This window comes from Kitasatospora paranensis, assembly GCF_039544005.1.
GTDB lineage: Bacteria > Actinomycetota > Actinomycetes > Streptomycetales > Streptomycetaceae > Kitasatospora > Kitasatospora paranensis.
In genome coordinates, this window is sequence record NZ_BAABKV010000001.1 from 1,817,822 (window position 1) to 1,830,465 (window position 12,644).

Genomic DNA, 12,644 nt, shown 5'->3' on the forward strand with positions numbered 1-12,644 from the left:
CTTCACGGGACAGCCTCTCAGTCGATCTCACCCCTGGATTCGAGTCTGCGAGGACCCGGCCGGTGCCGCGACAGCGGCTGGGCCGAACGAGCCGCACAAGACCGCCCGTTCGGCGGTACTCGGCGCGACGCGGTGCGGATCGGGTGCCGGGAGGAGGCCCCGGATCCTGCACAGGAGATTCACCGGAAACCGACCAGTGGTCCAGACCAATACCCTAAGCTGACCGTGCACGGTCATGGGGTAGGGCTACGGAACGACCAGTGGGGGTCTCCTCGTCATGCCTGCTCAGCAGAGGACGCGCCGCGCCGCGGCGTACCAGGACATCGCAGACGATCTCGCGGCAGGGATCAGCACCGGGCGACTGCCCGCCGGTCTGAACCTGCCCTCGGAACGCCGGCTCGCCGCCGCCTACGGGGTCAACCGGCAGACGGTCCGCGCCGCCCTGCAGCACCTGCGCACCCAGGGGCGGGTGGCCGGCGACCATCTCGGCACCTACGCACTGGCGCCACCCGGAGCCAGGCCCGTCCGGGCCTCGCTCAGCCGCACGCCGGCCACCTCGTTCCCGGGCTCCTTCCTGCCACCGGACCGGCCGGCGGCCGGCGGCGGCCGGCTGGCGCGGCGGACACCCGAGCGCTGGGCCGCCGCGGCGCTGGACATTCCGCCCGACCGGGCGGCCCTGACGTACGACCACCGGCTGACCGGCCCGGACGGCACCGCCCTGCAGCGTGCGACCACCTGGTTCGCGCCGGTGCTGGTGCTGCTGGTGCCCCAACTCGGCCGGGCCGCCGCCGCGGCCGACGCCGGGCCGGCCGCCGATCGGACCGGCGGGCCGACCGCCGACCTCGGTGACCTCTACCTGTGGTCGGCGATGGCCGGGCTGCGGCTGCGCGCCGCGGACCGCGTCCAGTTGGTCCGCGCCCCGGCACCCGGCGGCGGCGCAGCCGACGGACTCGCCGTCCACCGCACCATCACCGACCAGCACGGCCGGGCGCTGATCGGCACCGCCTTCCGGATCAGCGACGAGGGCGCCGAACTGCGGTACGCCGACAGCCAGGCCATCCTCCCGGGCGACCGGCTGCCGCGGACGGCGGGTGCGGCGGCGATCGGCGCCTCGGACCGGGCCGTGCTGCACTCCTGGGCGTCGCCCAACGCACCGGACCGCGGACTGGCCCTGCGGGCGCGGATCGTGCTGGGCTGCGAGCAGGCCGCCGCCGAGGAGGTCGCCGGTCGGCTCGGGCACTCGACGGCGCTGGTCACCGCCTGGCGCGACCGCTTCCGCGCCGGCGGCCTGCGCGCCCTGGAGGCCTCCCCGCGCTCCCGGCGGACCCGGCCCGCCCCCACCCAGGCCGCGGCGAGGACCGCGGGGAGGACTGCGGAAAGAACCGCGGAGCGGACCGCGGCCGGGGTCTAGGGAGTGTCGGGCCTGCGCATTCGCACCAGGGCGTCCACCGCGCGGCCCGCCGTGCCGTGGCCGTCCGGGGCGGGCACCGTGCGGTGCACCCGCTCGGCGCGGACGGTCGTCAGGCCCACGCCGGCCAGGTCGGCGAGGACGTCGTCCGGGGTGAAGAGCACCGCCGGGTCCTGCGGGCCGCCGACACCCTCGGCCAGGTTGGTCGAGTCGTGGCCGATGACCAGCAGGGTGCCGCCCGGAGCGAGCCCGTCCGCGGCGTGCCGCAGCGCAGCCCGGCGACCGGCGGCGGGCAGGTGCAGATAAGCGAGCAGCACGAGGTCGTAACCGCCCGGCACGGGCGCGGCGGTGCGGGCGTCGGCCACCGTCCAGGTGATCCGGTCGGCGGCGCCGGGCGGGCCGGCGGCGGCCAGCGCCCGGCCGCGCTCCAGCGCGACGGCGGAGAAGTCCAGGGCGGTGACCTGCCAGCCGCGGCCTGCGAGCCAGATGGCGTTTCGGCCCTCGCCGGCGGCGAGGTCCAGGGCCCGGCCGGGCGGGAGGTCCGCGCACTCGCGGACCAGCCGGCGGTTGGGTTCCGCGCCCCAGAGCAGCTCGGCGGCGCGGTAGCGGGCGTCCCAGTCCTGACGGTCCATCGGCGGCCTCCTCCTCGGCATCGTACGTCGCGGACGTCGCCGGCGTCCCGGACGCACCGGACGGGGCATGCACATTGTCTGGTACATGACGCCCGGATGCGGTTCGATGGGGTGACGCCGCCTCAGGGCCCCACGGGAGGACCACGATGCGCACGATCCGGACCGGCCTGCTCCTCGCCGCCGCCCAGCTCGCCGCCCTCTGCGCCGGCCCGCCCGCGATGGCCGCCGCCGCGGACCTCCCGCCGGGCGGGTACTACGTCCAGAGCGCCGTCGCCGGACTGAACGCGGCCGACGCGGGCGGCACGGTGGCCCTGCACAACCCCCGGGGCAACGAGGACCATCAGCAGTGGACGTTGCGGCCGCAGGGCGCCGGGGCCGTGCTGGAGAGCACCGACCAGGCCGGGCGCTGCCTGGGCCGTTCGGGCTCCCGGGCGGTGGTGGTCGGCTGCGCCGACCCGGCCGCGGTGTGGGAGGTGCTGTCCTCCGGGGCGCAGACGCACCGGCTGCGGGTGCCCGGCGCGGAGCAGTACCTGAGCGTGGCCCCGAAGCCCGCGGGCGCCGTCTACCCGGCCGAGTTGATCGTCGCGGGCAGCGGCCCGCTCACCGACTGGTACCTCACCCCACTCTCCCCCGCGACCGTGCCGATGCCCGGCCCGGAGCTGCGCACCCTCGACCGGATGACCTTCCTGACGGCGCACAACGCGTACGCCAACGGCGTGGACGGCGGGTTCGCGCCGCCGTTCGTGAACCTGGCGCCGAACCAGGCGCGCGGCATCGACCAGCAGCTCGCCGACGGCGTGCGCGGGTTCATGCTGGACATCCACCAGACGCCCGACGGCGCGATCCTCTGCCACGACAGCTGCTTCTGGGTCAGCCGGCCCGTCGCGCTCTGGGTCGACCTGCAGCGGATCGTCGACTTCCTCGACCGGCACCCGTCGGAGATCGCCACGGTCTTCCTGGAGGACTACGTCGACCCCGGGGTGCTGCGTGCCGAGGTGGCGCGGGTGCGCGGCCTGCCCGAGGTGCTGTTCCGGCCGGACACCGCCGGGGTCCGGGAGCACGGCTGGCCGCGGGTGGCGGACCTGGTCGCGGGCAACCACCGGCTGCTGCTGTTCACCGACCACAGCCGGGCGGCCGACCAGGCGGCCGGACTGACCCGCGACTCGTTCGGGGTGATGTACCAGCGGGAGTGGACGGTGGAGAACTACTGGTCGATGGGTTCGGGCATCGGCACCTCGGACTGGTCCTGCTACAGCCGCTGGTACGGCGCGGACGACGTCGTGCCGCTGACCCGGACGGAGCCCGGCTTCCGCCCGCTGTTCGTGATGAACCACTTCCGGGACGTCACGGTCGCACCGACCGCCTCGGGCGACAACGGGAAGCTGCTGGACCGCGCGGAGCGGTTCTGCCGCCCGGCGGCCCGCAAGAAGCCCTCGTTCCTGGCCGTCGACCGCTATGACCTTGGTAACCCGGGCGCAGCGGTGGCTGCCCTGAACGGGTACGCGGACGCCGGGTGACCGGGCCGGGGCAGCCTGGCTCCGCAGACGAACGATCCTGCTGCGGCGGGCCTGCCGTGGCGCGGGGACGGTGCGGGGACGGCCGGGTGCCCCGGGGTGCGCCCCGGAGTGCCCGGGGGCGGGCGGTGCGGGGGCGCCGGAGCTGACGGCCCGAAAGGTTGTTAGGTTAGCCTTGCTTCCCTTACTGTCTGCCTGCCGGACCACTGACCCCGCACCCACGGAGCCTGCCATGCCCGCCCGTCGTTCCACCGCAGTCACGCTGCTGTCCCTCGCCGTCGCCGGTGCCGCCCTGGCCGGTTGCTCGAAGAAGGACGACGCGGGATCGGCGGACGCGGTCCAGGTCAACGCCTCCGACTCGGCCTGCGAGCTGTCGACCACCACCTTCCCCGGCGGCACCGTGCACCTGGAGGTGCACAACAAGGGGTCGAAGGCCACCGAGGTCTACGTCTACGCGGCCGGCGACAAGATCGTGACCGAGCGGGAGAACATCGGCCCCGGCACCAGGGCCACGATCTCCGCCGAGATCAAGCCGGGCTCGTACGAGGTCGCCTGCAAGCCGGGCATGACCGGCGACGGCATCCGCCAGAAGATCACCGTCACCGGTGACGGTGCGAGCACCGCCAAGGCCGACCCCCGTCTGCAGTCCGCCGTCGACGCCTACCGCGCCTACGCCCAGCAGCAGGCCGACGCGACCATCCCGGTGGTCACGCAGTTCGCCGAGGCGGTCAAGTCCGGCGACCTGGAGAAGGCGAAGTCGCTCTTCGCCGCGTCCCGGGTGGGCTGGGAGCGCACCGAGCCGGTCGCCGAGAGCTTCGGCGACATCGACCCGAAGACCGACACCCGCGAGGACGGCCTGGAGGCCGGCCAGCAGTGGACGGGCTGGCACAAGCTCGAGAAGTCGATCTGGGCCGACGGCAAGGTCACCGACGACGACAAGAAGCTGGCCGACCAGCTCGTCGCCGACCTGAAGGACTGGCAGACCCGCATCCCCAAGGCCGAGATCACCCCGACCGGCATGGCCAACGGCGCCAAGGAACTGCTGGACGAGGTCGCCAAGAACAAGATCACCGGTGAGGAGGACCGCTACAGCCACACCGACCTCTCGGACTTCCAGGCCAACGTCGACGGCGCCGACAAGGCGTACGCGCTGCTGAAGCCGGTCGTCGCGGAGAAGGACGCGGCCCTGGCCAAGACCCTCGACGGCGAGTTCACCGCGATCAACGCCCTGCTCGCCAAGTACAAGCAGGCCGACGGCACCTACACCTCCTACGACAAGGTCACCGAGCCGGAGCGCAAGGCGTTCTCCGACGCGGTCAACTCGCTGGGCGAGCCGCTCTCCAAGCTCGCCGCCGCCGTCGTCACCCCGTAGCACGGCCGCGGGTGCGGCGGCCCCACCGGCCGCCGCATCCGCACGCCGAGTCAGTACCGCCGAGCCAGCCCCGTGAGGAACCCCGTGGACGCCGAGACCGCTCAGCCCGCCACCCCGGCCGACCAGGCCGCCGAGCAGCCCGCCCCCAGCCGGCGCGCCCTCATCGGCTGGGCCGGTGCCGGCCTGGCCCTGGGCGCGGCCGCGGCCGGGTCGGTCGCCGCCGCCACCATGAAGGAGGACGGCGCCGCCGCGCCGGCCGTCGACTCGACCGCGGACATCGCCTTCTACGGCGACCACCAGTCCGGGATCGCGACGCCCGTCCAGGACCGGCTGCACTTCGCCGCCTTCGACGTCGCCACGAACGACCGCGCCGCGCTGGTCGCGATGCTGAAGGAGTGGACGAAGGCCGCCGCCGCGATGACCGGCGGCCGCGAGGTCGGGGCCGGCGCCACCGGCGGCGTCCCGCAGGCCCCGCCGGACGACACCGGTGAGGCGCTCGGCCTGCCCGCCTCCCGGCTGACGCTGACCATCGGCTTCGGTCCGACGCTGTTCGAGAAGGACGGTGTCGACCGTTTCGGCCTCAAGGCGCGGCGCCCGGAGGCGCTGATCGACCTGCCGAAGTTCCGCGGCGACCGGCTGGAGGACGGCCGGGTCGGCGGCGACATCTGCATCCAGGCCTGCGCGGACGACCCGCAGGTCGCGGTGCACGCCATCCGCAACCTGGCCCGGATCGGCATGGGCGTGGTCAACGTCCGCTGGTCGCAGCTCGGTTTCGGCAAGACCTCCTCCACCACGCCCGAGGCACAGACCCCGCGCAACCTGATGGGCTTCAAGGACGGCACCCACAACATCGCGGGCTCCGACACCGCGAAGCTCGCCGACCACGTCTGGGTCGCCCCCGGCGACGGCCCGGAGTGGATGACCGGCGGCTCGTACCTGGTGTCGCGGCGGATCCGGATGACCATCGAGGCCTGGGACCGCACCTCGCTCAAGGAGCAGGAGGACGTCTTCGGCCGCACCAAGGGCGAGGGCGCGCCGTACGGCAAGCAGAAGGAGCGGGACACCCCGGACCTCTCGGCGATGCCGCAGGACTCCCACGTGCGCCTCGCCCACCCGGACAGCAACAACGGGCTGATGATCCTGCGCCGCGGCTTCTCCTTCACCGACGGTTCGGACGGCCTCGGCCGCCTGGACGCCGGCCTGTTCTTCCTCGCGTACCAGCGCGACACCCGCAAGGCGTTCGTGCCGCTGCAGACCAAGCTCGCGGCCAACGACAAGCTGAACGAGTACATCACGCACGTCGGCTCCGCCCACTTCGCGTGCCCGCCCGGTGTCCGCAAGCCCGGCGAATGGTGGGGCCAGGCCCTGTTCGGCTGACCTCCCGACCCCGTACCACCTCCGACCCCAGGAGCCCCCGTGTTCGGCAACTACCTGATCGGCCTGCGTGAGGGCCTCGAAGCCAGCCTCGTCGTCTGCATCCTGATCGCCTACCTGGTCAAGACCGGTCGGCGGGACAGGCTCGCCCCCGTGTGGGGCGGCATCGCCGCGGCCGTCGTGCTCTCGATGGCCTTCGGCGCCGTGCTGCAGTACGGCTCGACGCAGATGGACTTCGAGTCGCAGGAGGCGCTCGGCGGCTCGCTGTCGGTCATCGCGGTCGGGCTGGTCACCTGGATGGTCTTCTGGATGCGCCGCACGGCACGCCACCTGAAGACCGAACTGCACGGCAAGCTGGACGCGGCGCTCGCCATGGGCACCTTCGCCCTGGTGCTGACGGCGTTCCTCGCCGTGGGCCGCGAGGGTCTGGAGACGGCGCTGTTCATCTGGACGGCCGTGCAGGCCACCAGCGACGGGGTCCGCCCGCTGGTCGGCGCCGTCCTCGGCCTGCTGACCTCGGTGGTGCTGGGCTGGCTGTTCTACCGCGGCGCGCTGAAGATCAACCTGGCGAAGTTCTTCACCTGGACGGGCGCGATGCTGGTCGTCGTCGCCGCGGGCGTGCTCGCCTACGGCGTGCACGACCTCCAGGAGGCCGGCTGGATCCCCGGCCTGCACGACGTGCTGTTCGACATCTCCAGCACCATCCCGAAGGACAGCTGGTACGGCACCCTGCTGAAGGGCGTCTTCAACTTCCAGCCGGACCCGACCGCGCTCCAGGTGATCGTCTGGGTGCTCTACCTGGCGCCCACCCTGGCGCTGTTCCTGCGGCGCTCCGGCGGCTCGACCGCGCCGAAGCCGGCCGCACCCGTCCAGCCCGCCGGGACACCGTCGGCCTGATGCCCGATCCGCCCCGAGGCCCCCGCCGTCCGACCGGACGGCGGGGGCCTCGGCGTCGGTGCGGCCGGCGGAAGCCTCCGGGGAGCGCGCGGCCGGTGGGCCCTATCCGTCGAAGACCACCAGGGAGCGGCCGCCGCGGCCGGCCGTCATCCGCTCGAAGGCGGCCGGGATGTCCGCCAGCCCGATCCGGTCGGTGATCAGCGCGTCCAGGTCGAGGCGCCCGGAGCGGACGTGGCCGGCCAGGACGGGCACCGACTCGACGGGGTCGCAGTTGCCGAAGACACAGGCGGTCAGCGTCCGGGCGTAGTGGAAGAGCTCCAGCGCCGAGAAGGACACCTCGTCCTCCTTGCCGCCGATGCCGACCACGGTGGTGCGGCCGCCGCGGCGGGTCGCCGACCAGGCGGAGCGGATCGCGGCGCCCCGCCCGACGCATTCGAAGGCGTGGTCGGCGCCGAGGCCGCCGGTGAGCTCCCGGACGGCCTTCGGTGTCCGGTCGTCCGCGATCAGGAAGTCGGTCGCGCCGTGCTGCCGGGCCAGCTCCTCCTTGCCGGGCGCGACGTCGACGGCGATGATCCGCCCGGCGCCGGCGATCCGCGCGGCCTGCAGGACGGCCAGTCCGATCCCGCCGAGCCCGTACACCACCTGGTCGACCTCGGCGGGGGTGCCGGCGGGGACGGTGGCGATGACCTGCTCGGTGGCGGGGTCGACGACGGCGATGGTGTCCGGCCCGGCGGCCGGCCGCCAGCGTCCGCCGATGCAGTGGTCCGCGTGCTGCTGCACGTGCCGCTCCTCATGTCCGCTGATGGTCCGGTGGTGGTCCGGTGACGGTCGGGGCTACCCGTCAGTAAACTAGCAGTGGTAGTCAACGGGGTCGGCGGCCTCGTCCGCAGGGGGTGCGTCACGTTCCGGGCGGCGCCGCGGCGCGACGGGCGCCCGGTGGCGGGCGGACGCGGCACGAGCGGAGGGGCGGCCCGGCGGCACCGTCCACGGCCCCGGGGTTCCGGCTTGGGAAAGGTCGCCCCGGGCCGGTCGAACAGCCTGTTATGTTGGCCCCATGGACGCTCGATCAGCACTCGCCGACGCCCCTTCGCGCAGGTCAGCGGCGCGCGAGCGGCTGCTGGAGACGGCGTCCGGGCTGTTCTACGCCGAGGGCGTCCAGGCTGTCGGCGTCGACCGGCTGATCACCGCGGCCGGCGTCACCAAGGCGACCTTCTACCGCCACTTCCCCGGCAAGGACGAACTCGTCCTCGCCTACATCCAGCAGCGCGACCGGGACGTCCGGGCACGGTTCGCCGCCGCCGGCGCCGCGGCCCGCGACCCGCGCGGCGTCCTCGACCTGCTGGTCGGGACACTGGCCGAGGAGATCTGCGGTCCGGGCTTCCGGGGCTGCCCGTTCATCAACACCGCCGCCGAGTACCCCGATCCGGCGCACCCCGTCCGGCAGGCCGTCGCCGAGCACCGCCGCTGGTTCCGCGCCGCACTGGCCGACCTGGCCGCCGGCTGCGGCCACCCCGACCCGGAGACCGCCGCCGGCATCCTGGTCCTGCTGCGCGACGGCAGCATGGTCGCCGGGAACCTCGACGGCGGGGCCGCCCGGGAACACCTGCGCAGCGCGGTCGCCGCCCTGGTCGGCCCGGCCGGCTGACCCGCCCGTCCCGCCTGCCCGTCCCGCCCGCCAGGGCGGTCCGCCGAGCCTGCCACGCGGGGAGCGGCCGGGACGAACACGGGGACACCGGCGGCCCGGTGGCGGCGCCGCGCTAGGGTGCTCCGCACGCCCTGCCGCCGACGCCAGGAGAACCACCGTGGTGCCCGAGCCGACCGACCGACCGCTGGACGCGCCCACCGACCGACCGCCCACCGACCGACCGCGCACCGACCGACCCGGCGCCGGGCGGCGCCCGGTGATCGCCGTCCTCGGCGCCGGCAGCATCGGCTGCCACCTCGGCGGCCTGCTCTCCGCCGTCGCGGACGTCACCCTGGTCGGACGGCCCGCCGCGATGGAGATCCTGCGCGCACACGGCCTCACCCTCACCGGCGGCGGCCGTCCCACCCGCCGCATACCGGCCGACCGGCTGCGCCTGGCCACGTCGCCCGAGGCCCTGCGCGACGCGGACCTGGTGCTGGTGACGGTCAAGTCGGGCGGGACGACCGGGGCCGGCCAGGACCTCGCCGGCCGGCTCTCCCCGGCGCGGCGGTGATCAGCCTGCAGAACGGCCTGCACAACCCGGCGCAGCTGCGGGCCGCGGTCGGCGACGCGCACCCGGTGGTCGCCGGGATGGTCCCGTACAACGTGCTGCAGACCGCGCCCGGCGTCTTCCACCAGGGCTCGGGCGGGGCCCTGATGATCGACGACCAGCCTGCCGGGATCGCGCTGGCGGAGGCCGCCGAACAGGCCGGGCTGGCGATCGAGCGCCGCGCCGACATGCGCGAGGTGCAGCACGGCAAGCTGTTGATGAACCTGAACAACGCGATCAACGCGCTGTCCGGCCTGCCGCTGCGCGAGGAGCTCGGCTCGCGCGCCTACCGGCGCTGCCTGGCGCTGTGTCAGCGGGAGGCGCTGGCGGCGATGCGGGCGGACGGGGTCCGCCCGGCACGGCTGGGGGCGCTGCCGACCGCGCTGATGCCCAGGCTGCTGGCCCTGCCGGACGGGGTCTTCCGGCGGCTGGCGGCGGCAGCGCTGCAGGTGGACGCCGAGGCGCGGTCGTCGACCTGGGAGGATCTGCAGCGCGGCCGGCGGACGGAGATCGACAGCCTCCAGGGCGAGGTGGTCGCGATGGCGGCGCGGCACGGGCTGGCGGCCCCGGCGAACGCCCGGCTGATCGAGCTCGTCCGGGCGGCCGAGGAGTCCGGCCCCGCGGCCCGCACCTGGGCCGGCCCCGAGCTGCTCGCCGAGCTGACGGCGGCCCGTTGACGGCCACCGGCCGGAAACCGCCCCCAAAGACGAGTCCAGGATTCGCATTAGATAGTCTTCCGGTCGTGAGGCTGACCAAGAGCACCGACATCGCCCTGCGCATCGCCATGCGGCTGGCCGTGCTGGACGAGGCGTCCAACCCGACCACCCGCGAGGTCGCGGCGGCGATGGACGTGCCGTACACGCACGCGGCCAAGGTGGTCAGCCGACTCCAGCACCTCGGCGTGGTGGAGGCCCGGCGGGGCCGCAGCGGCGGCCTCGCGCTCACCCTGGCCGGCCGGACGGGCTCGCTGGGTGCGCTGGTCCGGGAGTTGGAGGGGGTCGGTGACGTGGTGGGCTGCGAGGACGATCCGCCGTGCCCGCTGCGGGCCGCCTGCCGGCTGCGCGGCGCGCTGCGCAGCGCCCAGGAGGCGTTCTTCGCGGCACTCGACCCGCTCTGCGTCGACGACCTGGTCGCCTCGCCGACCGGCCCCGTGCTGCTCGGACTGCCCGTCCGCCCGACCGCCCGGGAGTGATCCCGGGCCGCACCGGCCGGACCTGCGGCCGATTGCCGCGCACAGCCAAAAATACGAAGATCACATACCAATTAGGAGCTCCGATGCTGTCCCCGCAGAACCTCCCGGTCGTCGAGGCCACCCTGCCGGTCGTCGGCGGTGCCGTCGGCGAGATCACCGCGCGCTTCTACGAGCGGCTCTTCGAGGCCCACCCCGAGCTGCTGCGGGACCTCTTCAACCGGGGCAACCAGGCCAACGGCAGCCAGCGCCAGGCCCTGGCCGGATCGATAGCGGCGTTCGCCACCGCGCTGGTCGCACACTCCGAGGTGCGCCCGGACGCCATGCTCGCCCGGATCGCCCACAAGCACGCCTCGCTCGGCATCGCCCCCGAGCAGTACCAGGTGGTGCACGAGCACCTGTTCGCCGCGATCGTCGAGGTGCTCGGCGACGCCGTCACCCCCGAGGTCGCGGCCGCCTGGGACGAGGTCTACTGGCTGATGGCGCACGCCCTGATCGCCCTGGAGAGCGACCTGTACGCGCAGGCCGGCTCCGCTCCCGGCGAGGCCCGGCGCCCGTACACCGTGGTCGCCCGGATCCCGGAGACCGCCGATGTCGCGACCTTCGTCGTCCGCCCGGCCGACGGCAGCCCGGTGCCCGCCGTCCGGCCCGGCCAGTACGTCTCCGTGGAGGTCGAACTCCCGGACGGCGCCCGGCAGATCCGTCAGTACAGCCTGACCGGGCAGCTCGACGGCGCGCTTTCCTTCGCGGTCAAGCGGGTGGCGGGCGCGCCCGCCGGGGAGGTCTCCCACCACCTGCACGACCGGGTCGGCAGCGGCGACACCCTCCGGATCAGCCCTCCGTTCGGCGACGTCGTGCTCGCCGACGGGGAGGGGCCGCTGCTGCTCGCCTCGGCCGGTATCGGCTGCACCCCGATGATCGGCATGCTCGCCCACCTGGCCGCCACCGGCGCCACCCGCCGCGTCGTCGCCGTGCACGGCGACCGCGACCCGGGGAGCCACGCCTTCCGGGAGGACCTGCACCAGCTCGTCGGCAAGCTCCCGGACGCCGAGGCCCACGTCTTCTACGAGCAGGCCGCCGACGACCTGCCGGCCGACCGGACCGGCCTGGTGGAGCTGTCCGGCATCGACGTGCCGGCCGGCGCCACCGCCTACCTGTGCGGCCCGGTGCCGTTCCTGCGCTCGGTGCGCGGACAGCTGATCGCGGCGGGCATCCGCCCCGCCGACATCCACTACGAGGTGTTCGGGCCGGACCTCTGGCTCGGCGCGGAGGGCTGACGCCCCCGACCGCGTCCACAGGGGCCGGGCCGGCGGTCAGCCGCCGATCCGGCCCTCCAACTGCCCGAGCAGCTCCGCCAGCCGGCCGGCCAGCTCGCCGTGGCGCTCCCCGGTGAGCCCGGCGAGCACCGTGCGCTCGAAGGCCAGTTGGTCCGGCAGGATCCGGTCGACCAGGCCGCGACCGGCGTCCGTCAGCCGCAGGTGCGCCACCCGGCGGTCCCGGGTGTCCGCCCGCCGCTCGACGAGGCCGCGGTCCTGGAGCTGCCGCAGCCGCTTGGTGACGGCCGCCCCGGAGGAGAAGGTCTCCCGCGCCAGTTCGCCGGGCGTCAGCTCGTGCCCGGTGCGGCGCAGCGCACCGAGCAGGTCGAACTCCGGGCGGGTGAGCCCGGCCCGGCGCAGCGGTGCGTCCTCGGCCTGCTGGAGCAGCGCGGCACAGCGGTTGATCCGGCCGATGATCTCCATCGGCCCGGTGTCCAGGTGGGGGTGGATGCCGCGCCACTGCGCGACGACGGCCGCCACCGTGTCCGTCGGCGCCACCGACTCCGTCATGCCTGCCGCCCCGTTCTGCGTGCTGTCCTGCCCGCCGTACTGTGTGCCGAGCTGCGTGCCGTCATGCCTGCCGCCCCGTTCTGCGTGCTGTCCTGCCCGCCGTACTGTGTGCCGAGCTGCGTGCCGTCATGCCTGCCCTGCCGCGTGCCGTGCTGCGTGCCGTCATGCCTGCCCTGCCGCGTGCTGTCCTGCCGCCTG

12 protein-coding genes and 1 pseudogene are annotated in these 12,644 nt (G+C 74.5%); 10 read left to right on the plus strand and 3 right to left on the minus strand.

What is annotated here, in order from left to right:
- Positions 1–277 precede the first annotated feature (277 nt).
- Positions 278–1,411, plus strand: coding sequence for a GntR family transcriptional regulator (locus ABEB13_RS09170; RefSeq protein ID WP_345705077.1), 1,134 nt, complete (start codon positions 278–280; stop codon positions 1,409–1,411).
- Here the strand turns inward: ABEB13_RS09170 and ABEB13_RS09175 are convergent.
- A complete protein-coding gene (locus tag ABEB13_RS09175) occupies positions 1,408–2,040 on the minus strand; it encodes a class I SAM-dependent methyltransferase (protein ID WP_345705078.1) in 633 nt (210 codons plus the stop codon). The genes ABEB13_RS09170 and ABEB13_RS09175 overlap by 4 nt on opposite strands.
- 146 nt (positions 2,041–2,186) lie before the next feature.
- Between ABEB13_RS09175 and ABEB13_RS09180 the strand changes: the two genes are divergently transcribed.
- The 4 genes from ABEB13_RS09180 (at position 2,187) to efeU (ending at position 7,197) form a co-directional block, all read left to right on the plus strand.
- The gene (locus ABEB13_RS09180; RefSeq protein WP_345705079.1) at positions 2,187–3,557 is read left to right on the plus strand and encodes a phosphoinositide-specific phospholipase C-related protein; all 1,371 of its coding nucleotides are present in this window, start codon (positions 2,187–2,189) and stop codon (positions 3,555–3,557) included.
- Between the two features lie 229 nt (positions 3,558–3,786).
- Positions 3,787–4,926: an iron uptake system protein EfeO gene (gene efeO / locus ABEB13_RS09185; protein WP_345705080.1), complete on the plus strand. Its 1,140-nt coding sequence runs from the start codon at positions 3,787–3,789 to the stop codon at positions 4,924–4,926.
- Positions 4,927–5,010: 84 nt separating this feature from the next.
- A complete protein-coding gene (gene efeB / locus ABEB13_RS09190) occupies positions 5,011–6,303 on the plus strand; it encodes an iron uptake transporter deferrochelatase/peroxidase subunit (protein WP_345705081.1) in 1,293 nt (430 codons plus the stop codon).
- Positions 6,304–6,342: 39 nt separating this feature from the next.
- On the plus strand, positions 6,343–7,197 hold the full coding sequence (gene efeU / locus ABEB13_RS09195; RefSeq protein WP_345705082.1) for an iron uptake transporter permease EfeU: 855 nt from the start codon (positions 6,343–6,345) through the stop codon (positions 7,195–7,197).
- 102 nt (positions 7,198–7,299) lie between these two features.
- Here efeU and ABEB13_RS09200 read toward each other — a convergent pair.
- Positions 7,300–7,839 (minus strand): annotated as a pseudogene (locus ABEB13_RS09200) (zinc-binding dehydrogenase); the annotation flags it as partial.
- A gap of 412 nt (positions 7,840–8,251) precedes the next feature.
- On the opposite strand from ABEB13_RS09200, the gene ABEB13_RS09205 reads away from it, so the two are divergent.
- The 5 genes from ABEB13_RS09205 to ABEB13_RS09225 all read left to right on the plus strand — a co-directional run bounded on the left by ABEB13_RS09205 (position 8,252) and on the right by ABEB13_RS09225 (position 11,897).
- The gene (locus ABEB13_RS09205; RefSeq protein WP_345705083.1) at positions 8,252–8,842 is read left to right on the plus strand and encodes a TetR/AcrR family transcriptional regulator; all 591 of its coding nucleotides are present in this window, start codon (positions 8,252–8,254) and stop codon (positions 8,840–8,842) included.
- A 157-nt stretch (positions 8,843–8,999) separates the two neighbouring features.
- Positions 9,000–9,395: a 2-dehydropantoate 2-reductase N-terminal domain-containing protein gene (locus ABEB13_RS09210; protein WP_345705084.1), complete on the plus strand. Its 396-nt coding sequence runs from the start codon at positions 9,000–9,002 to the stop codon at positions 9,393–9,395.
- Complete coding sequence (locus ABEB13_RS09215) at positions 9,392–10,108, plus strand: ketopantoate reductase C-terminal domain-containing protein (protein WP_345705085.1); 717 nt, start codon at positions 9,392–9,394, stop codon at positions 10,106–10,108. The genes ABEB13_RS09210 and ABEB13_RS09215 overlap by 4 nt, the downstream gene beginning before the upstream one ends.
- A gap of 65 nt (positions 10,109–10,173) precedes the next feature.
- Positions 10,174–10,623 carry an RrF2 family transcriptional regulator gene (locus tag ABEB13_RS09220; RefSeq protein WP_345705086.1) on the plus strand — a complete coding sequence of 150 codons (450 nt, stop codon included), beginning with the start codon at positions 10,174–10,176 and terminating at the stop codon, positions 10,621–10,623.
- Between the two features lie 83 nt (positions 10,624–10,706).
- Positions 10,707–11,897 (plus strand): globin domain-containing protein, encoded by a 1,191-nt coding sequence (locus ABEB13_RS09225; protein WP_345705087.1) that lies wholly within the window; start codon positions 10,707–10,709, stop codon positions 11,895–11,897.
- 36 nt (positions 11,898–11,933) lie between these two features.
- On the opposite strand, the gene ABEB13_RS09230 is transcribed toward ABEB13_RS09225, so the two are convergent.
- A complete protein-coding gene (locus tag ABEB13_RS09230; protein ID WP_345705088.1) occupies positions 11,934–12,446 on the minus strand; it encodes a MarR family winged helix-turn-helix transcriptional regulator in 513 nt (170 codons plus the stop codon).
- Between the last annotated feature and the right edge of the window lie 198 nt (positions 12,447–12,644).